The 20806-nt window shown below is 57.9% G+C and carries 19 protein-coding genes; 11 read left to right on the top strand and 8 right to left on the bottom strand.

The features are described 5' to 3' along the window. Positions 1-8 precede the first annotated feature (8 nt). The 4 genes from K290_RS0111475 to K290_RS0111460 all read right to left on the bottom strand — a co-directional run bounded on the left by K290_RS0111475 (position 9) and on the right by K290_RS0111460 (position 3957). Entirely contained in the window at positions 9-1076 is a 1068-nt protein-coding gene (locus tag K290_RS0111475) for a PLP-dependent cysteine synthase family protein (RefSeq protein ID WP_028752066.1), read from the bottom strand. Then, a complete protein-coding gene (locus K290_RS0111470; protein WP_028752065.1) occupies positions 1073-2407 on the bottom strand; it encodes a type III PLP-dependent enzyme domain-containing protein in 1335 nt (444 codons plus the stop codon). The genes K290_RS0111475 and K290_RS0111470 overlap by 4 nt, the downstream gene beginning before the upstream one ends. Next, positions 2398-3114, bottom strand: a complete 717-nt coding sequence (locus K290_RS34050; protein ID WP_280749439.1) for a hypothetical protein — start codon at positions 3112-3114, stop codon at positions 2398-2400. The genes K290_RS0111470 and K290_RS34050 overlap by 10 nt, the downstream gene beginning before the upstream one ends. Positions 3115-3516: 402 nt before the next feature. Then, complete coding sequence (locus K290_RS0111460; RefSeq protein ID WP_037135262.1) at positions 3517-3957, bottom strand: ParB N-terminal domain-containing protein; 441 nt, start codon at positions 3955-3957, stop codon at positions 3517-3519. 401 nt (positions 3958-4358) lie between these two features. Here K290_RS0111460 and K290_RS0111455 point away from each other — a divergent pair, with 401 nt between their 5' ends. Both K290_RS0111455 and K290_RS0111450 read left to right on the top strand, forming a co-directional pair. Then, a complete protein-coding gene (locus K290_RS0111455; RefSeq protein WP_028752063.1) occupies positions 4359-5348 on the top strand; it encodes a potassium channel beta subunit family protein in 990 nt (329 codons plus the stop codon). A gap of 188 nt (positions 5349-5536) precedes the next feature. Further along, complete coding sequence (locus K290_RS0111450) at positions 5537-5863, top strand: hypothetical protein (protein ID WP_028752062.1); 327 nt, start codon at positions 5537-5539, stop codon at positions 5861-5863. Between the two features lie 189 nt (positions 5864-6052). Here K290_RS0111450 and K290_RS0111445 read toward each other — a convergent pair whose 3' ends face one another. Together K290_RS0111445 and aceA are read right to left on the bottom strand one after the other, a co-directional pair. Then, entirely contained in the window at positions 6053-6298 is a 246-nt protein-coding gene (locus K290_RS0111445) for an SMc00767 family acetate metabolism repressor (protein WP_028752061.1), read from the bottom strand. Between the two features lie 26 nt (positions 6299-6324). Next, positions 6325-7614, bottom strand: coding sequence for an isocitrate lyase (gene aceA / locus K290_RS0111440; protein ID WP_028752060.1), 1290 nt, complete (start codon positions 7612-7614; stop codon positions 6325-6327). Positions 7615-7808: 194 nt separating this feature from the next. Between aceA and K290_RS0111430 the strand changes: the two genes are divergently transcribed. Then, positions 7809-9221, top strand: a complete 1413-nt coding sequence (locus K290_RS0111430) for a helix-turn-helix domain-containing protein (RefSeq protein ID WP_028752058.1) — start codon at positions 7809-7811, stop codon at positions 9219-9221. A gap of 54 nt (positions 9222-9275) precedes the next feature. Here the strand turns inward: K290_RS0111430 and K290_RS0111425 are convergent, their stop codons facing one another. After that, positions 9276-10073, bottom strand: coding sequence for a DUF899 domain-containing protein (locus K290_RS0111425; RefSeq protein WP_051264011.1), 798 nt, complete (start codon positions 10071-10073; stop codon positions 9276-9278). A gap of 326 nt (positions 10074-10399) precedes the next feature. On the opposite strand from K290_RS0111425, the gene K290_RS0111415 reads away from it, so the two are divergent. The 3 genes from K290_RS0111415 (at position 10400) to K290_RS0111405 (ending at position 12559) form a co-directional block, all read left to right on the top strand. Continuing rightward, positions 10400-11233 (top strand): universal stress protein, encoded by an 834-nt coding sequence (locus tag K290_RS0111415; RefSeq protein ID WP_028752055.1) that lies wholly within the window; start codon positions 10400-10402, stop codon positions 11231-11233. 215 nt (positions 11234-11448) lie between these two features. Next, positions 11449-11874 carry a universal stress protein gene (locus K290_RS0111410; RefSeq protein ID WP_028752054.1) on the top strand — a complete coding sequence of 142 codons (426 nt, stop codon included), beginning with the start codon at positions 11449-11451 and terminating at the stop codon, positions 11872-11874. A 328-nt stretch (positions 11875-12202) separates the two neighbouring features. After that, positions 12203-12559: a hypothetical protein gene (locus K290_RS0111405; RefSeq protein WP_028752053.1), complete on the top strand. Its 357-nt coding sequence runs from the start codon at positions 12203-12205 to the stop codon at positions 12557-12559. A 713-nt stretch (positions 12560-13272) separates the two neighbouring features. Here the strand turns inward: K290_RS0111405 and K290_RS0111400 are convergent. Next, positions 13273-13740, bottom strand: coding sequence for a DUF995 domain-containing protein (locus tag K290_RS0111400; RefSeq protein ID WP_245276521.1), 468 nt, complete (start codon positions 13738-13740; stop codon positions 13273-13275). A 637-nt stretch (positions 13741-14377) separates the two neighbouring features. On the opposite strand from K290_RS0111400, the gene K290_RS0111395 reads away from it, so the two are divergent. From K290_RS0111395 to K290_RS0111375, 5 genes are all read left to right on the top strand, one after another. After that, a complete protein-coding gene (locus tag K290_RS0111395) occupies positions 14378-15421 on the top strand; it encodes a helix-turn-helix domain-containing protein (protein WP_246802298.1) in 1044 nt (347 codons plus the stop codon). Positions 15422-15740: 319 nt separating this feature from the next. After that, entirely contained in the window at positions 15741-16811 is a 1071-nt protein-coding gene (locus K290_RS0111390; RefSeq protein WP_245276520.1) for a UDP-glucuronic acid decarboxylase family protein, read from the top strand. Then, a complete protein-coding gene (gene galE, locus K290_RS0111385) occupies positions 16811-17797 on the top strand; it encodes a UDP-glucose 4-epimerase GalE (protein ID WP_028752049.1) in 987 nt (328 codons plus the stop codon). Before K290_RS0111390 ends, galE begins: the two co-directional genes overlap by 1 nt. Next, positions 17794-19659, top strand: coding sequence for a glycosyltransferase family 2 protein (locus tag K290_RS0111380; protein WP_028752048.1), 1866 nt, complete (start codon positions 17794-17796; stop codon positions 19657-19659). The genes galE and K290_RS0111380 overlap by 4 nt, the downstream gene beginning before the upstream one ends. Before the next feature lie 60 nt (positions 19660-19719). Beyond that, positions 19720-20679 (top strand): glycoside hydrolase family 26 protein, encoded by a 960-nt coding sequence (locus K290_RS0111375; RefSeq protein WP_154668581.1) that lies wholly within the window; start codon positions 19720-19722, stop codon positions 20677-20679. Positions 20680-20806: the final 127 nt, after the last annotated feature.

Genomic DNA, 20806 nt, shown 5'->3' with positions numbered 1-20806 from the left:
CCACGTCGTTATGCTCCCACCCCAGCTAGGGTTCGAGAGGCGAGATATATCGATTCCCGATAGGCATCGAAGAGCCGATGCAGCCGCCGATGTGCGATCTCGTCGAGCAGGTGACGTTCCCGAAGCCAGTCGTCGTCGTAAATCGTGTCGAGATATTTCTCGCCTGCGTCACAGACCAGGACCACCATCGTGCTGTTCGGTTCCACGAGGGCCAGACGTTTGAGCGCCACATGGATTCCGGCACCCGCGGTCCCGCCGACAAGCATACCCGTTCGGCGCGCGACGACGCGGGCGGCAGTGAAGGCATCGATATCGTCGACCGTCAGGCCTTCGTCGATCAGAGAATGATCGACATTGGGGCCGACGGTAAATCCGCCGGGTGCGCCGGCGCCGCTCTGCCAATATTTGCCGGGCTTGCCTCCGAAGATGATCGATCCCGTCGGTTCGACGCCGATACTCGTGACTTGCGAGCCGAGGCGGCGCAGTTCCCTGACCGTTCCGCATAGGGTGCCGCCGGTGCCGACCGCGCCGACGAGATAGTCGACATCCGTACCGATGTCGCGGAGCAGTTCAGCTGCCAGGCCGACATAGCCATTGTTGTTGTTGGGGTTGTAGTGCTGATCCGGCCAGAATGCGCCGGTTTCGGCGGCGATTTCTCCCGCGATGCGCCGCCGCTCGACAGTGCTGGGGCTGTCCCCTTTGCTCTCGGCAAAAACAAGATCGACGCCCATGGCCTGCATCGCCCGAAGCTTGTCGCGCGATGCGTGGTTGTCGACGATGGCGGTAAATTTATAGCCCCGCTCGACTGCTGCAAGCGCCAGACCCGTTCCGGTATTGCCCGAGGTTGGCTCGACGATGCGGCCGCCCGGCTTCAGCTTTCCGTCCCGCTCAGCCGCCAGGATCATTTCCCGCGCCATCCGAACCTTGCAGGTTCCGGTGGGGTTGAACTGTTCCAGCTTCAGCAGCAATCGGCTGCCGGATCCGGTTCGTGCAAGTTCCAGCAGGGGCGTATCGCCGATCAGCTCGGAGCATGTCGTTACCACGCGTTCGGCAGGCCGGCTAATGTGTCTGGTCATTGATCCATCCTCCAGGTGAAACGCTCGCCCTGCCGGGTCACAATGATTTTCGGCGGCAAGGCGAGCTGGTGAAACTCACTCTCGTTCTTGTCCATCTGATAGCCGGCTGTGTTGGGATAAATGATCAGATCGCCATACCGAGGGGTCGCGGGAAACGCGATCTTGCGCCAGGTCAGAACGTCGTATTCCATGCAACTGGAGCCGCCGATCGCGGCGCGAATGGGCTCCTGGGGACGGGCCGCTCCTCTTTGCACCAGAATAGGGGTTGGCAGAAATTCGCTGTTTTTCCACTGTTCCGACAAGCTCATACTAAGGCCGGCTACGGTTACGATGCCGTGTTCCGCATTGCGCTTGAAACCCTGCACCGGAAAGGCCGTGATCCCTGCACCGTCGAGAAGCGCCCGTCCCGGCTCGAGATACAATTGCACCTCCGCAGTGATGAGCTTCGATGCAAGCGTCCCTTCAGCGTCCGGGCTTTGCAGGATCGCGTCGAGCATGGCGGCGCCGGGGGGAGCCTGGTAGTAGGGATAGAAGTGGTTGAAGCTCTTTCCGGCATGAAACTCGGCCGGATCGATCCGTTCCTTGAAAGCCTTCCACTCCTGCTCTTCGAGATAGGCGCAGGCAAAGCCTCCGCCGATGGAAATGGCGGTGGCCGGGAAACCTTGCCGGCGTGCTTCCAGGCATTGATCGATCAATGTGGACGCCAACGCGGCGCGCGGCTCTACCGCATAACCGTCGAGGTGGAAGGAAAAGCCATCCATGATCAGGTGGCGCCTGGCCTTGGCGCAGCGCTCAAGCGCGACGCGAAGGTCATTTGAGTTCAATCCGAAGCGGCTGTTCTGCCCGGTGGGCGGCAGCACACGCAGCAGGATGCGCAAGGGAGCGGTCTCCGCCGCGATGTCGATCGCCCGTTCCAGTTCATCCAGGGCGTCGATGGCAACGGTGGCGCCGTGGCGGCAAGCCAGCCAAAGGAGATCGTTACTTTTGGCAGCGCCCGTCACGCCAATATCCTCGCCGAGAATTCCATTGGAGAGTGCATGAACAAATTCGGGCAGGCTGGCGACATCGACCGATCCGCGCAATCTTGCGACTTCACGCAGCCATGCGCCCGCCTTGTTGGCTTTCTTGCCGAAATAAACGTGTCCCGTCACGCTTCTTTCCCGCAGAACGCGCTGGAAGGCCGCCAGATTGTCGGCAAAGCTCTCTGGATGGATGATATGAAACGGGCCATCCGTCGCGTGGTGAATCTGGCTCAGCAGTTCAATGTCTTGCCTGACGGCGATCGCCCAGGCCTGTTCCCGGGCGCGCATCGAATTGATCACTAGCTCCATAGTTCCACCCGCTTGCCGCGGCCGGCGGCAATCCCTCTGGTGGCGAGTGCGTGGGCGACGGGGATATCCGTGATGATCATGCCGCTGCTGAATGCGAACACCCGGTCTTCCTGGGTATTACGTCCGGGTTTGCGGCCAGCGACGATGTCAGGCAGTTCGGCATCGATCTTGGCGACGCCCTCCGGGCCGGCAAGCCGCTTTCCGGTGACGCCCAACTGACCCTCGTTCGTGGCGATCGCATAGTCGGCATCGTGTAGTGCGCCCGCCTCGACCCCTTTGCTGGCAACGGAGATCAACAGGCCGCCGGGCTTGAGCCACTTGGTGTGGATTTTGGGGTGGGCGGCGCGGCCGGAGGCGGCCATCACGATATCGGATGCGGCGACCGCCTCCGGGACATCTTTCACCAACTCGATCTCACGATCGGGAAAATACTTGGCAAATGTGGAAAGGCTCGCAGCAAGCCCGTCGGGATGCGTACCAAAGAGGCGCAGGGTTTGCAGGCGGGGCAGGGCAGTCAGAAGATAGGGCAGCGTATTGATGCCCTGCGCGCCCGTCCCGATCATCAGCGCCGATCGAGCGTTCTCCTTGGCGCAGTATTTGGCAATGATCGCGGTCGTGGCCGGTGTCCGCGAACCGCCGACGCGATGGCAATCCATGAACGCGAAGGGAAGCCCGGTCGTGTCGTCGTAGAGATCGTCGTGTAGTATTTTTCGGCGCTTTCGCTGCCTTGACGATAGGAGGTCTTGAACCCGACTTGTTCGAGCGCGCCGTCATATCCCAGCATCGAATAGGATACCGCGTCCCGCTGCTCATTCGGGAGCGGCATCATAAGCTTGGTCGGGCAACGCGACTGTCCATTGGCATAGCACAAATAGGCATCTTCGACGAGCCGAATGACCTCCGCTGGTGGCAATTCGATATCCGATAAATCGGAACGGGTGAGGATATAAATGGCAGGCGTGTGCATGAACGTCTTGGTCATCGTCGATGCCTTTCGATGTTGCCGATGTGATGTGAGGGGCAAAGAGGTGCCGTTGAGCGAGCGCGTCGATTTCGCTCGTCCATCATCGCGGCGGAAGGATCCGCGTTGGCTGTTTGGCGCTCTGGCCTTAAGAAGGAGCTGTTGAATGTTTGGCGCTTGGGGCAGGGTCGGGATGCCGAAGCTCTCCCAGAGGAATGTCACATGCCGGAGGCGGGCCGTCGAAAATGTGGCGCGTCGTCTTGCAGGGGAATTTTCGGCCGCTGCGCGCCATCTCAAAAATCATGTCGGGCGTGATTGTTTCACCTTGCCGCCATGCCTCCACCCGAACGGTGCCGTAGTCCAAAAGAACGACCGGGAGCACTTTGAAGTCAAGGCGTTGCGCAATGGTGAGCCTGTGGTGCCCGTCCATGACGAACCAATCGCCCCGATGGACGGTGATCGGTCGCGTCCACCGACCGGATTGCACGATCTCCTGTTCGAGCTCGACGACTCTATCGCTATCGATTTCTTCGGTTGGAATAAGCTTCCGGGGGTCGAGAAGCTGGTATTGAACAATGCTCGTCTTCATTCATGCCTCCCCGAATCACGACCCGCCAAAACACGGGCCAGATCGTCTACCAGCGAGAACTTACACCCTTTTAAGCTGCAGTCAACAAAAGATGATGAAAATAATCAAGATTCGAATGGAACTAAGAATTCCTCTAAAAACAGCGTGTTAGAGTCTGGATAACAAACTAATAACAACCATAAATAGTGTATGCGGTTGTACGAAAATGAGCCATGTCGTGGTTGGTCGCAGCATACATATTGCATGGAGAAGCGGCGCCGTCGATGATCTCGGGCACGCGCGCTCACCGTCTGGCGCTTCAATGCCGGCAAGCGCTGTCCCCAACCTGACGGGAAGGTGATTGTCTTTGCTGCAGCTATGGGCCTATGTTGCCGCGTCCTTTGTCCCTTAGGAATTGCGCCATGGAATATCGTCGTCTTGGAAAATCTGGCCTGCAGGTCAGCGAGTTCTCGTTCGGATCATGGGTTACGTTCGGCCGGCAGGTCGAAGGCAGCGATGCCGTCAGTCTGATGACGCGTGCCTATGACAGCGGCATCAATTTCTTTGACAATGCCGAGGGCTACGAGAGCGGGAAGTCCGAAGTCGTCATGGGCGAAGCCCTGAAAACCCTTGGCTGGAGCCGCGACAGCTTCATCGTTTCCAGCAAGGTGTTCTGGGGCGGTCAGAAGCCGACACAGAGGGGTCTGTCACGCAAGCATGTCACCGACGCGGCTCACGCTGCGCTGAAGCGCCTGCAGGTCGATTATCTCGATCTCTATTTTTGCCACCGGCCTGACATCGATACGCCGATCGAGGAAACCGTTCGTGCCATGCACGACCTCGTCGCCCAAGGCAAAATCCTCTACTGGGGCACGTCGGAATGGTCGGCGCAGCAGTTGACCGAAGCTTATGCGGTGGCCCGTGACCTGCGCATCACGCCTCCGACGATGGAACAGCCGCAATACAATATTTTCGAACGCCAGAAGGTCGAAGGCGACTACCTGCCGCTTTACGAGCTGATGGGTTTAGGCACGACGATCTGGTCGCCGCTGGCGTCCGGCGTTCTGACCGGCAAGTACAACAAGGGAGTGCCGAACGACAGCCGCATGAACCTGCCCGGTTATGAATGGCTGAAGGAAAGATGGGCGAGCGACACCGGTCGTGCTCGGCTTGCCCAGGTGGCGGAATTGGCTGATCTCGCGGACGAGATCGGCATTTCGATCACCCATCTTGCGCTGCTGTGGTGCCTTTCGAACCGCAATGTGTCGACGGTAATCCTTGGTGCATCGCGCATGAGCCAGTTAGAGGACAATCTGGCAGCGCTAGCACACAAAGACAAGCTGACGCCCGAGGTGTTGGCTCGTATCGACGCCATCGTCGGAAACAAGCCGGCTGGCCCGCAACGGTTCTAAGCTCCGCGGGCAACCGCGAAGTTTGCGATGCCGGGAACAACCGTCATGACTCCTTCAAGATTTCGGCTGAACGAAATCGAAACGACGCGTTCACGCCATATTCAGGCGAACATTATCATGTTTGAAAGCGTTCCTTAGCTGAGTCGAAGATTTGAATCGAATGGCGTAAGGCGTCGAAGGTGGTCATGATGAAAAAGACAGTTCTCTCAATTTTCCTTGCTGCTGCGTTTGCAAGCAGCGCATTGTTCTCTGGCGGCGTCGCTCAAGCGCAGCAATATGATTGGCGCGACAGGCCGCCCCCGGAGCGGTATCACCATCATCATCACCATGATGGCAATGTCATCGCTGGCGGCGTGGCTGCCGGGCTTATTGGCGGATTGATCGGCGGCGCCATCGCCAATGGCGGAGGGTACGAGCCTGCACCGCCGCCGCCGCGATGCTGGTATGAGAGCCGCCCGGTTCAAAACGAATATGACGACGGATATCATTACGAGCGCATGCGCGTCTGCAATTGACAGCCTGCTTCGCCGTAAGGGGATGAAGGCATAACAACGGGCCTCTCAGTTGCCGAGGCCTGTTGTTGCGGCCGGATGCCGGATATTTACAATGGATGTGTATCTCAAGATCACTCCGCTTTCCGTGGGTCTACCCGAAAGCGGAGTGTTCTTGTTTGAGAACAGTCGCCTTTGCGCGCGCTGGGCGCTTTAGGCTGGGCGAGAGGCATTGGCGACGATAACGGGGGTCAGCAGATCGCCCCAGTTGCCGTTGCCGCTGTGATGGCGCGCGGAGCGGACCAGTTCGACCGACACGCCTGCCTCGACCGCATCCATAACGATCTGATTGAGACGATGCAGCTCGTTGGCCAGCATGCGGATGACGGCCTGCTGGTCGGTATTCATCGTGGAAGACTGTTCTTCGGTCCTTTCGCTGATGCGTGCGATAGATGGCATTGTCGTTCTCCTCTGATTGGCGGTTATTATTCCGCAGCCGGCTTGAATTGTGCGTGCTCGGTCGATTCATGCATGGCGGTGGTCGAAGACTGGCCGCCGGTGATGGCCAGCGACACGGCGTCGAAATAGCCGGTGCCGACCTCTCGCTGGTGCTTAGTGGCGGTGTAGCCGTTGGCTTCCGCCGCGAACTCCGCCTGCTGCAGTTCCGAATAGGCCGCCATCTGGCGTGCCTTGTAGCCGCGGGCAAGCTCGAACATGCCGTAGTTCAGTTGATGGAAGCCTGCGAGCGTGATGAACTGGAACTTGTAGCCCATCGCTCCGAGTTCACGCTGGAACTTGGCGATCGTCGCATCGTCGAGGTTTTTCCTCCAATTGAAGGACGGCGAGCAATTATAGGCGAGCAGCTTGCCCGGATGGGCGCGGTGCACGCCTTCGGCGAATTTCCGGGCCTGCTCCAGATCCGGCTTCGATGTCTCGCACCAGATGAGGTCGCAATGCGGCGCATAGGCGATAGCCCGGGCGATGCAGGGCTCGATGCCATTCCTGACCTGATAGAAGCCCTCGACGGTGCGGCCGGCGTCGTAATCGACGAAGGGACGATCGCGCTCATCGATATCGGAGGTCAGAAGCTTGGCTGCCTCGGCATCCGTGCGGGCGATGACTAGGGTCGGCACACCCATGACGTCAGCCGCCAGACGAGCGGCATCGAGATTGCGGATATGAGCGGCAGTCGGGATCAGAACCTTGCCGCCGAGATGGCCGCACTTCTTTTCCGAGGCGAGCTGGTCTTCGAAATGGACGCCGGCGGCTCCCGCTTCGATATAGGCTTTCATGATTTCGAAGGCGTTGAGCGGCCCGCCGAAACCGGCTTCGGCATCGGCAACGATCGGCGCGAACCAGGTTTCGACCGACAAGCCCTTACCCTCGGCAATCTCGATCTGATCGGCGCGCTGCAGCGTGCGGTTGATCCGCTTTGCAAGCTCCGGCCCGGCATTGGCCGGATAAAGCGACTGGTCGGGATACATGGCGGAGGCCGTGTTGGCATCGGCAGCGACCTGCCAGCCGGAAAGATAGATCGCCTTCAGGCCGGCGCGAACCATCTGCATCGCCTGGTTCCCCGAGAGAGCGCCAAGCGCGTTGATGAAATCCTCTTCGTGGATGAGTTGCCAAAGACGGTTCGCTCCCATCTCGGCCAGGGTATGGCGAATGGAAATCGATCCGCGGAGGCGGCTGACATCTTCCGTCGTATAGGGCCGCTCCACGCCGTCGAAGCGGCCGGCAGGCGCCGATGAAACGAGTTTGTAAAAATCAGTCATAGAGATTTTCCTTCTCCCAAACGTTCGCGTCGCTGATGTGACTAAATTTACATTGCAGCGCGATGTGGAGCCAACGAAAACGGCGGATTGCCGCGCGGAAAAGGGTTAGGATGTCTTGTGCTTGACAAAACCATGCAGTAAATTTGTCAAATCTGTAAATTTTGCGGTTGAGGGATTTGTAAAAGGGATGACAGATGGCTGAGCGCAAGATCTTTGCCGGACCGCGTATGCGGCGCATCCGCAATGGCCTCGGTTTGACGCAGACGGCGATGGCGCAGGCGCTGGAGATTTCCCCTTCCTATCTCAATCTGATCGAGCGCAACCAGCGGCCGCTGACGGTACAGCTTCTTTTGAAGCTATCTTCGGTTTACCGGGTCGATCTCGACGAGCTTCAGGGCGAGGCCGGCGGCAGCGCCGGACAGTTGCGCGAAGTCTTTGCAGATCCGCTATTGTCAGGCGAGATCCCAGGAGAACAGGAGCTGATCGAGGTTGCCGAAGCGGCGCCGAACGCTGCGAACGGCATGATCAAGCTCTACCGCGCCTATCGTGAGCAGGCGGCGCGGCTGTCTGATCTGGCCGAGCTTCTCGCGCGGGAGGGCCGCATTCCCGCTTTGGCCAGTCCGCGCCTGCCGCTCGACGAAGTGCATGACAGGCTGGAGCATCGTTCGAATTTTTTCGCTGGCATCGAAGATGCGGCGGAGGCCTTTCATGCGAGACTGATGCAGGGAGACGACCTGGCGGCGTCGCTGAAGGCCTGGCTTCGCAGCGAGCACGGCATTGCTGTCCGTACGCTGCCGGTTCACGCGATGCCGAACCTGCGTCGGCGCTACGACCGCCACTCGATGCGGCTTTTTCTGTCAGAGCGGTTGTCACCTTTCGATCAACTGCAGGAGATTGCGACCGAAGTCTCGCTGCTGGCGCTGCGCCAGGAAATTCGCGCCGAACTCGAGCCGCTATCGCTATCGACGCCGGAAGCGAGCCGCATTGCCCGTTTCGAACTGGGGCGCTATGCCGCGCATGCGCTGATGATGCCCTACGGAGCCTTCCACAATGCAGCGCAGCGTTTGCATTACGACATCGACGGGCTGCGTGCCCGTTTCGGTGCGTCCTATGAGCAGGTCGCCAGCCGCCTGACGACCCTGCAGCGGCCGAGTGCGGCCGGCATTCCCTTCTTTCTGATGGAGATCGACGGGGCGGGGCACCGGCTGCGCAAGGTGGGAGCGCAAGGCTTTCCGCAGGCGCGCTTCGGCGGCGGCTGTCCCAAGCTCAATGTCCATGCAGCCTTTGGGCAGCCTGGACAAATCCTGGTCGAAGCGGTCGAAATGCCCGACGGCACCGGCTTTTTGACGGTCTCGCGCACCATCGAAGGTCCGCAGGCCAATTTCGGCGAAAGGGTCCGCCGCACTGCGCTGCTCCTCGGCTGCGATCTCGGATTTCGGGAGGAGATTGTCTACGGCAAGGCTCTCTCGGCCGCTCCGATCGCAATCGGGGCGGCCTGTCGTCTCTGCGAGCGGCAGGGTTGTCTTGCAAGGGCCGAGCCGCCGGTGACGCGACCTCTCGGGCTCGATGAGATGGCTGCCGGGCTCAGCGTCTTCGATTTCCAGTGATGCCGGCAATCTCCGGCGTGGCTGCCTATGCCCGATTTAACGGAAGAGGTCCGCTCATGATTTCGTGCTCGCGTCCTGGTTTCGGAACGCTGCCTCGCCAGCATCGGATACCTCGACCCATTTCTTGTCGGGAGCTGCGTCAGCAACGTAGCTGTCGTGCCAGTTCCACCACTTGTAGGTCGGCGTCTGAGGGTAGCCCTCGGGCGAATCCTCCCAGACCTCTTGCCGGCCGAGCGGCGTAATGTCGAGGTAGTTCCAGGTGCCTCCCATCTGTTCGTCGCCGCGGTTGTTGATGAAGTAGGTGCGGAACACGCGGTTGCCGTCACGGTAGAAAACGTTGGTGCCGTGCCACTCGCCGACGCCGAAGTCGGCGTCGAAGCTGTCGGCGACGGTAAACCACGGTATCTCCTCCCAACCCATCCGCGCCTTCAGCCGCGCGATGTCAGCCTGAGGCGCGCGCGAGACGAAGACGAGGGTGGTGTCGCGCGCATTCAAATGGGCAACGTGGGCGACCTGGTCCGCCACCATGGAACAGCCCCGGCACGCGTGGTCGGGCCAGCCGAATACTCCCGGCTCGAAAAAGGCGCGATAGACGATCAATTGACGCCGGCCTTCGAAGAGATCGAGCAGGCTTACCTTGCCCGCAGGTCCCTCGAACGCATAATCCGTCTTCACGGCCATCCAGGGCATCCGGCGGCGCTCGGCGGCGAGGGCGTCACGGGCGCGGGTCTGCTCCTTTTCCTTCAAGAGCAGTTGTTGGCGGGCCGCCTCCCACTCCTGCGACGACACGACCGGTGGCGTGTGCATCGCAGACCGTGCACCATTTTGTCCGTTCTCTGCTGATGTAGTCATGGCTTGAAATCTCCTGGGCTGGGCGAATTTACGCGCCCGAGGGGCCCGTTTTCATTCGCCGGTTAACGCTCGTTGCTCGTCGTGAGATAGTCTGGCACCGGAGATCGGACAGTGTGAGTAACAAGTGTGACGGTATTCCAATGGAGCCCGCCGATTGCAGTCCGATGTGCGAAGCTCATCAAGCTGTCCGGGATTTTCGCCCGTCAGAGGCGACGAGGCGGCGCAACATTCCAGCCGCTGTCGGCGGTCTTGACCAGGATCATGGTGGAGCGCCAAAATCGGATCAAATTCGCATCGATCGGACAATTCCAATACGAGGTGTGACTATGCGAGCCAAAACCGTCTTGAGCATCATAGGCGTCAATCAAAACGACGAGGATCTGCGCTCGGCGATCGAGCTCAGCCGCGCAGCCGGGGCATATCTTTCGGTGCTGGTGACGGCGCTTGCGATCGCCCCCGTCGGCGGATACGGCGAGGTCTCTTCGTCCGCATGGGCCGAAGAACGCGAGCGCGAGTTGAAGAAGCTCGGTGAGGAGGTCGCAGCCACGAAGGCTCTGCTGCAATCGAGCGATATTTCGTTTGATGTGGACCGCCTGTTCACGGAATATGGTTGGGTCGATAATGAAATTGGCGAGCGCGCCCGCTACGCCGACGTGACACTGGTCGGCGGCGGTCTCTTGGCCCAGAATGATATGCGCTGGCGTATATTGAATGGAGCACTGTTTCACTCGCCGGCACCGATTCTCATTGTGCCGAAAGGGCGAGTGGCCTCGCTTCAGCCGCGCCGGGTGCTCGTTGCCTGGGACTCCCGTAACGAGGCAAGTCATGCCGTCCGCGCTGCAATGGAGCAACTGACGGCGGCTGAAAACGTGCATGTCGTCATCGTTGATCCACGCGCATCGACCCGCGGCACTGGCGAGGAGCCGGGCGCGGAACTGGCGGCTTTCCTTAAACGACACGGCGTCGATGTCTCGGTGGATATTCTGGCAAGCGGTGGCAGGACCACCGCCGATACCCTGCGGCAACATGCCGTGGATATTGGGGCCGACATGATGGTCATGGGGGCTTATGGGCATTCGCGCATGCGGGAGCGGATTTTCGGCGGAACGACGCGCTCCATGCTTGAGGCTGCACCCGTTCCATTGATGATGACGCGATGACAGAATATCGGAGGCGCCATGTGCTTTCCGATATCATCCATCACGCGCCTGCGCATGGAGCTATGATGAATTGTGCACTCTTCTCGTCCAGCGCTTAAGCAACAGCTTCAAAATGGATATACTGAGCGTGGGACCAATTTCTGAAACAAGCACATGCTCTGGGATTTCGATCCGAATTTCTCGGCGGAAGCGGCAGAGATCTTTTGAGGTGAAAAATGTACAAGACGATCGTCTGCGCCATAGGCCTTGGATCACGGGAAAGAGCAGAGCATCTGGTGCGCACGGCTCAGGCGCTCCTCGCTGCCGATGGAACCTTGCATGTCGTTCACGTCGTCGAACGTTTTCCTTCCGTTGTTAATCAGGAACCGGATGGCTGGGCGGTCTCGGTGATCGACGAGGCTGAGAAAAAGCTGTCACAGCTCTGCAAGCAACTTTCGGTTCCCGCACTTATCCATGTTCGCCCGGGCCGTGCCGCAGATACGATCCTGGCAATAGCAACTGAAGTCCACGCCGATTTGATCATCGTTGCGGCGCACACGCGCGACGTCCTCGATCGCGTCTTCGGATCCACCGTCGACGACATCATGCACCATGCAAAATGCTGCGTGCACATCGACCGGCTTTCCGAAGCGAAACAATGAAAAATTGGAACGCTCCGAAGCGGAATCTTGGATCAGCTTAAAATCTGGTCTTGGAAAAGTTCGCCGTAAGGATCATAGTGCCGAGGCTGGATGATGGTTACGCCTGACAAGAGAGGCGGCGGCACCCGTTGCACGCTCCGCACCAGCGCCCGTCTCGCGCCACAAGATGTCGGGCATGCGGATTGGCACAGTGATTACCAGCCTATCGGTCTTAATCTAAGGAATGCTTACAAAAGACTGCCCATTAGAAGGCACGCTCCATCAGTTTATGCGGTAAATGAGCCTTCGATGAAGTGCCGGTTAAAACAAATCCACGGGAGGAAAAACGATGCTGACAACAGATCGCGAATGCCGAAGAGGTGGACAGCGATTTGCAATGCCGACGCTCGGTGAAATTGAGGGAAAACTCATCGTTTCGGAAGTCGTCGCGGCAAATTGCCTGCGTCAACTCCTAACCACGTCAGAGACCGAACCCTTGCCTTCGATAAAGCGGGGGATCAAACAAGCGCTTCAAAATCGATGCAAAGGAGCGGGGCTTTGCGGCGAAGACACCGACGCAGCGCTGGAATACGCTTTTCAGTTACTCGATGCGGCCGTGGAGTCTGTCGGCAACCAACCTAAACAGGATGCCAGTGGACGCGAGACCGTCCATCCAATGAGCCAAATGGCGGCGCCACCGCAATAGCCGACACGAAAGCAAGGTAAACGGCAATGCAAATCCCGCGGCTCAGGCACGCGGGCCTGAAAAACACATGTTCGCCGCAGCGTAAATACAGTCGTCAGAAGGATATCCAGCCCGCATAAGCTTTGTGCAGGCTTCTGTCAGTATGCTGTCGAAGTGCGACTCCTTCATGAGTTTTGAGCTTCATCGGGGATGCTCGTTAAGCGCCCTGAAATACATCTTGCCTTAAAACACTTCCAAACTACGGGGGATATTTTGGATGTTTTCTGACAGAATAATTGCAGTTTTCTTTTCATTTGAAGGACTTAAAAGACGAAAGCCTACAGTAATACGGTCCTCGACGTTCCGAGATATAGTGAAGCCCGCTTTGATCATCGCCGCTTGTGCAGCCATTCCAATGAATATTGCCGCCGCACAATCACTCTCGGGGGAGCGGGGATATCAAAACGTTACAAAACCATTCGACACAAAAAAGAAAATCATCAAGAGCAAAAGCGCTTCGGCAAAATTCGTGAGACCGATTTATCTCGGGGGCGCGCCGTATATTTGCACGCCAAGCGGATTCGGGCACACATCGAAATGCTTCCTGAGGTGAGCGGCTTCCCCGCCCATCTGAGCACTGAACAGACTTTGCGCGAAAGTCACAGAAGCCTTCCGTTCGGCTCCTGAGCGAGCACAAGTGCGGACGGCTCCGTCAAGCAGGTCTGATGCCAGATCTATTTGTTTTGCGACAATTTGATCTGCATGCGATTGTATCCCGCTGTTGTGTAATCTCCCGGCCGCACCTTGCCGTATTCATCGTCGGCCTTGGCCGGCATTGTCTTGAACGGATACCAATCTCCGTCCGGCTCGCGCTTCTGGAATACGATATTGCCTTTCTTTCGATGACTGAAACAGGTCACGGCCAAGGCGTGTCCGGTCTTTGCGTACCATGTGGCCCTGAAGCAGAGTTTGCCTTGGTCCGTGACAAACCAACGACCGGTCCCATACGACCCCGTTCCCTCGCCAGACCAGGCCTTGAATTCGCGCGCCTTGGCCGCAAAATAGCCGGCGCCGTCCTTCCAGATCCATGTGCGATTGTAATAAAGCTGAAACACCTCCTCAGCAGTCAACGGAACTGACATGGCTGGGGGTTTTGTCTTCATATTTTGCGCGGTGTTGGCGGCAAAGGCGTAGGTGCTCATCGCAGCAAAAACGCACAATAGGAACAGCGTTCGGAATACAGTCATTGGTTTCCTCCTGTCTGTCGGTTATCGGTCGGCGAATGAATTGCGACAGATCGGCCCCGCGGGAATTGGAATTCTGGCCGGCTGTTTGCCGATTTGAGCAGCTTGCGGTTGATCTTGCAAGCTGCCCGTTCTTTCACAGAGAGCGGTTGATGCTTTCCCGCGATAATAGGTGCGTGGGTAGGGAAGACCGCCACCCCATAGAGCTTCGGGATAGCCACCCAAGGCGGTAGCCGCGAACCGGCAAGCTGGCTATTGTGGTGCCGCTGATGATTCTGAGAAAGAGGTACTGCCTTTGACGCGAATTTCCTGGGCAGCAAACAGGTGTTGGAGTTTCCCCGTTAGATTGAATAATATATGCGTCATCCATCATTAACGATTTGGTTTTAAATCATTTGCTGATAAACACTTAGAGTGGTATAAATAGCCTCCCGAAAGTTGTGAGGAAATATTGCCTGACTCACCTCAGAAAGGGCATTCGCCGGTTCCCGTCGAAAATCAAAATGACGGGCAGGCGAGCACGCACCCCCCTTTGCAAGTCGAGCGCCGGCGTTGGCCTCGGACGTCGGATGCTATCCAAGAAGCAACTCCGCCTTTGCCGCCGGCCCTGGAGCCTCTGCGGTTTTCCACCCATGATTTGCCGCCGAGTGATCAATTCGCAGCCTGGCAGGCGTATCTCGCGCCACTGATAGATATCAGGTTGCCGGACGGCTTATCGGCGGAAGCTGGCTTTCCTGCCGATCACACCGCCTGGAATCTGGGTGGCATGCTTGTCGTTCAGCAATCGGTGCCCGCCCATTCTTATTCGCGTTTAGCGCCAAAGCTGCGGTCGAATTCAATCGACCACTGGCATATCGTGCTGTTGCGCGCGGGCCAGAGCTGGACGGAGGTGGACGGAAACGTATCAAAGGGTGAGCGAGGACGAGTAGAACTGAGGTCCTTGGGCCATCCGTTCAGAGGAAGGGCTACCGAAGCGCAAAGCCTCTCCGTCTATCTGCCGCGGGAACTGTTTTTGGATGTGCCCGCTTTCAACGAGATCAAAAGCAATACGACATTTTCCGACACCTACGCTAAGCTGTTGATCGATTATCTCGACAGTGTCGAGACGAAGTTAGCGAGCATGACTGCGGCAGATCTTCCCCGCGTCGTCCAAACGACCCATGATATGCTGGTGACATGTATTTCGTCGTCGGCTGAGCATTCCGGCCCTGAAAAACACCAGAGTAACTTAGCCCTGATGGAGCGCGTACGCCGCTTCGTTCAGCGCAATTTGAGTTCGCAAGATCTCACACCGGATGCATTGTGCCGCGAGCTTGGCATTTCGCGGACCCGACTCTACCAATTGTTCGAGTCGAGCGGTGGCGTTCTCCACTATATCCAAAAGCGTCGCCTTTTTTGGGCGCATGTTGCGCTCAGCAACACCGTCAATCGAAAGCAGATCGTGGAAATCGCCACCGAGGCCGGGTTTGCCTCTGCGGCTCACTTCAGCCGAGCGTTCAGCAAGGAATTCGGTTATACGCCCCGCGAGGCCCGAAATATTGCGGCTCCGACCTTCCTTGCTCGGTCAGCTTCCCCCATGGACCCGAAGGATGGTAGTGCAAATCCATTCGGCGATTGGCTGAATTCCCTCGGACATTAATAGAAGCGCAGCTTCGGTCGATATGAGGCTGGGAATTCGTTCCCGGTAGCGTCACAGCGACTGCGATCGCCGGGCGTATCAATCTCGATTTGACCAAATCTCTCCCCGGCAGGCCACCTTGATCCCGCGTCTGTCCCGAAAATCGCGACCGCTTGTATGAGCTGTTGCAAATATGGACGCTGCGGCAAATTTCAGGATGCGCAGCTAACGACAGTTCACGGCCTCACAAGTATAAAAAACAGCAATACCAACGCCGCCTTATAACGCTTTAGCTTGAAGCAAAAACATTAAAAATGTTTTTACGTCAGCAAAAGAATAGGTGGATTTCGAGGTCAGTCCGATGAAAGTAATGCGTCCAGTAAATGATCGTTCTGAATTTAATAAGCTTCTTGGAGACATTCGTGTTCTTCACTCCAAGCAGCAACCAAGGCACATTCTTGTAGCCGGTGGCGCAGGTTTTCTTGGGTCTCATCTTTGTGAGCGTCTTCTTAAATTGGGGCACAGCATCGTTTGCGTCGACAATTTCTCGACGGGACTTGAGCGCAATATCCACCATCTGCGCAGCTACAACCGCTTCAGCGTCATCAGGCACGACGTCGTCGATCCAATCGACATCGAAGTCGATGAAATCTACAACCTTGCTTGTCCAGCATCGCCTCCGCACTATCAGGCTGACCCGGTGCACACGATGAAGACATCCGTCTTCGGTGCGCTCAATCTGCTGGAATTGGCCGCCCGTACCGGCGCTCGCATTTTCCAGGCTTCCACCTCCGAAGTCTATGGCGACCCGTTGGTGCACCCGCAGGTCGAGAATTATTGGGGCAATGTGAACCCGTTTGGCCCCCGGTCCTGCTACGACGAGGGCAAGCGCAGCGCCGAAACGTTGTTCTATGATTTTCATCAGAGGTATGACGTAGAGATCAAGATTGCGCGCATCTTCAATACATACGGGCCCCACATGCGTCCCGACGATGGCCGTGTCGTATCGAACTTCATCGTGCAAGCGCTGAAGGGGCAGGACATAACCATCTATGGCGATGGCTCGCAGACGCGTTCGTTCTGCTTCGTCGATGATCTCATCGAGGGCTTTCAGCAGTTGATGGCGACCGACCCGTCCTTCATTGGGCCCGTCAACCTCGGCAATCCAGGTGAGTTCACGATTCTCGAGCTCGCCGAACAGGTGATCAAGCTGACCGGCTCCCGCTCGAAGACTATCTGCAAGCCGTTGCCGACAGACGATCCGCGCCAGCGCCGCCCCGATATCAGCCTCGCTCAGGAGAGACTGGGATGGCAGCCGCTGGTGCCGCTCTCGACCGGCCTGGAAAAGACGATCTGCTATTTCGACCGTCTTCTCACCGAAGAAGCACATGAATGGGTGGGGACCGCGTGATGTCGCAGAGAAAAGTTCTGGTAGCCGGTGGCGCCGGATATATCGGCAGCCACACGGCGAAGCTCCTCCGTTCCAAAAATATCGAGCCGATCGTCTTCGACAATCTGGTTACGGGGCATCGTTCTTCGGTGCGTTGGGGACCATTCGTGCACGGCGATATCCTCGATACCAGCACGCTGACGCGAGCCCTCCTGCAATATAAACCGGATGCGGTCGTGCATTTTGCTGCATCCGCCTACGTCGGAGAGTCCGTAGAGGACCCCGCCAAATATTATCGCAACAATGTCAGCGGTACGCTCGCCCTCCTGGATGCATGCCGTCACGCTGCAATCGACAAAATCATTTTTTCGTCAAGCTGCGCGACCTATGGCACCCCGGAGTCTCTCCCCATCACCGAGACGACGCCGCAGGCGCCGATCAATCCATACGGCAGGACGAAGCTCATCGTTGAGCAGATCCTGAAGGATTACGCGGCAGCTTATCAACTGAAATATGTCGCGCTGCGATACTTCAATGCCTGCGGCGCCGATCCGGATGGAGAGCTCGGCGAATGGCATGAGCCGGAGACGCATCTCATTCCGAGAGCACTGCTCGCCGCCAACGGGACAATTCCGCATCTTGCCATCTTTGGCGACGACTATGAGACGGAAGATGGCACCTGCGTGCGCGACTATATCCATGTGACGGATTTGGCCCGCGCCCATGTTCTGGCACTCGAACATCTCGTCAACGGCGGTGGCAATCTTTCGGTCAATCTCGGAACCGGCTGCGGCTCGTCGATCAACGAGATTGTCAGCGCCATCGGCCGTATCATCAAACGCGACGTGCCGGTCGAGATGCATCCAAGACGGGCCGGCGATCCGCCAGCTCTCTATACTGACCCGACCTTCGCTCGCGAGACGCTTGGCTTCTCGCCCGAATATTCCGACGTCGAAACTATCATCAAAACTGCGGCTCCCTTCTTTGGCTTGGAGTCGCGGACATGACAAACACGACCAACACGACGTCCAAGGAAACGACCGAACCGCGCCTGATCCCGGTTCTTCAAGGCCGCGATCGGCTGGAATATCTCGCCGGCGCTGCAATCTGGCTGGCGATGCTTGTCTATTTCTGGGCCTGGTGGCTGAAGCCGGCGCATTATATCGGCTTTTGGCGCTTCACTCTGGTGACGGCCATACTGGCTTGGGTCACCCTTCTGCCGGCCTATTTCATCGCGATATTCTATCGTGCGCAGAAACCCAACGGGCCGCTTCAACTGCCGGCAGGCAGCCGCGTCGCCATGGTCGTCACCAAAGCGCCGTCCGAGCCTTTCTCCGTCGTGGCGACGACCATGCAGGCGATGCTCGATCAAGCATTTCCGCACGACACGTGGCTCGCCGACGAGGATCCAACTCCCGAAACGTTGAACTGGTGCCGCCGGCATGGCGTCTTCGTCTCAACACGAAAGAACAGGCCGGATTATCATCGCACGACCTGGCCACGCCGTACGCGCTGCAAGGAGGGCAATCTCGCCTTCTTCTATGATCATTACGGCTATGAGCGCTATGATTTCGTTGTGCAGCTCGATGCCGATCATGTTCCGGAACCTGGTTATCTCGTCGAAATGCTGCGTCCGTTTGGCGATCCCAAGGTTGGTTACGTCTCAGCGCCGAGCATTTGCGATAGCAACGCCTCGGAAAGCTGGTCTGCACGCGGGCGGCTCTATGCCGAGGCGAGCATGCATGGCTCCCTCCAGGCCGGCTATAATGATGGGCTCGCCCCTCTTTGCATCGGATCGCACTATGCCGTGCGCACCGTCGCCCTCAAGGAAATTGGCGGGCTCGGACCGGAGCTTGCGGAAGATCATTCGACGACGTTGATGATGAACGCCTATGGCTGGCATGGCGTGCATGCGCTTGATGCCATCGCGCATGGCGACGGCCCGCGCACCTTCGCCGATCTCGTCACCCAGGAATTTCAGTGGTCACGCAGCCTTGTCATGCTGCTGCTGCGGTATTCGCCGATCTATGTTCCGCGCTTGCCGCTGAGATTGAAGTGCCAGTTCGTGTTTTCTCAGTTGTGGTATCCGCTCTTCGCGCTGTTCATGTGCCTGATGTTCGTGATGCCAATTCTGGCGCTCGCCTTCCATCAGAACTTCGTTGCAGTCACCTATCCCGAATTTTTCGCCCATTGCGCGCCGCTCTCCATCACGCTGATGCTGCTCGCCTACCGGTGGCGAGTCAGCGGCTCATTCCGGCCGTTCGATGCCAAGATATTGAGCTGGGAGGGAGTATTTTTCCTCTTCGCCCGCTGGCCCTGGGCAGTGGCCGGAACGGTCGCTGCCATCCGGGACTGGATGACCGACTCCTATGTCGACTTTCGAATTACGCCAAAAGGCGCATCGGAAGTGAATCCCCTGCCTTGGCGCGTTCTATTACCCTACGTTTTTCTGTCGATTGCTTCCGTTCTGCCGGTTCTATTTGTCGAAAGGGCTGGTGAAACACGAGGTTTCTACATCTTCGCGATCATCAACTCCGTGCTCTACACCCTTTTGCTGCTGGTCATCGTCACCCAGCACGCCCGGGAGAATGTCGTCAGAATTCGCGCAAGAATGTATCGGCCGGCAATGGCTGCGAGCCTTCTCTGCCTCATCGCTGCTCCTGGTTTTGCGACCATCGAACGCGGATCGGAAGGGCTGGCGTCCCTGACGTGGGGTACCGGACGCTTCCGGCTCTATGAAACGCGATATGCGGTGGCCGGTGCCGGCTTCGGACGGCAGGACCTTCAAAAGCTGACGTTCAAGCCGCACTCGTTGGCCGACACGTCGAAAATCGACCTATCGCAAGATGAAACATCAGATCCCAGCTAGTCGACCAGAAACGACTAGCGGACAGACGTTGCCGGTGTGTTGTTGACAGGAGGAAAAACCATGAGCAACAGGAAAACCAAAGCAGCAATGGTCGTCTTATGTGTGACCTTGGCGACGACGGGAACAATCTTGGCGGCAAGCATACCCCGCGGGATCCCGACCGGCGAAGCGGCTCGTACAGGGCGGATTGCCGACAAGCGGCCGAAAATCGGTCCTGACTCCGTCACCTTCGGCGCATATGACCCTCACGGCGATTTCAAGGATGACCCGAACTCCAAGATCGAACATATTTTCCTTCCTTGGGAAGATGTTGATCTGGGAACGCTTTCGCTTGCCGATGACTACGCGCAGAAACGCGGGCGGAAGCTTTTGATCACCGTGGAACCGTGGTCTTGGGCGGTTGATTGGCGATCGACATCCGAGGAGCTGCTGCAAGGCATTCTGGCCGGCCGATATGACAGCAACATGGCTGCTGTCTGTGAGACTGCAGCTACCCTGAAGAGCGATGTGACCATCCGCTGGGCGCAGGAGATGGACGAAACGGACAACCAGTTCATCTGGTCCCACTGGAAGCCCAGCAGTTACGTGGCGGCCTATCGCCGGATGGTGAATGTCTGCCGCGAGCATGACAAGTCGGCGAAATATATGTGGTCGCCCAAAGGCGAGCCCAGCCTTACCGCGTTCTATCCCGGCGACGATGTTGTCGACATCATCGGCCTTTCGGTGTTTGGCCTGCAACAGTTCGACAGGGATCATTTCGGCGCGGACCGGACCTTTGCGCAATTGCTCGCGCCCAAATACAGGCTTGTCCAAGCCTTCAACAAGCCCGTCGTCGTCGCCGAACTCGGCTATGAAGGCGATTCCACCTATGTCGCCAATTGGGCTGCAAACGCTGCCAAGCAATATCCGGAATTTCCGAAGCTAACGGCGGTTGTCTACTTCAATGACAAGGAACTCTATCCTTGGCCAAAACCCTATGGTCTTCCCAATTGGCGGGTCGTCAAAGAGGCGAGCTTCTGATCGTGACCTCTTTCGATCTAACCATGCAGGATGACCTTCTACCCCAGGCACCGACGCATCATGACCGACAGGCATCGGAGCCTCCACTTTTGGTTATCTTGGTTACCGGTCTAAAATTTCGTAGAAG

It is taken from the genome of Rhizobium leucaenae USDA 9039, assembly GCF_000426285.1.
GTDB classification, from domain to species: domain Bacteria; phylum Pseudomonadota; class Alphaproteobacteria; order Rhizobiales; family Rhizobiaceae; genus Rhizobium; species Rhizobium leucaenae.
This window is presented reverse-complemented; position numbering and strand designations above follow the sequence as displayed.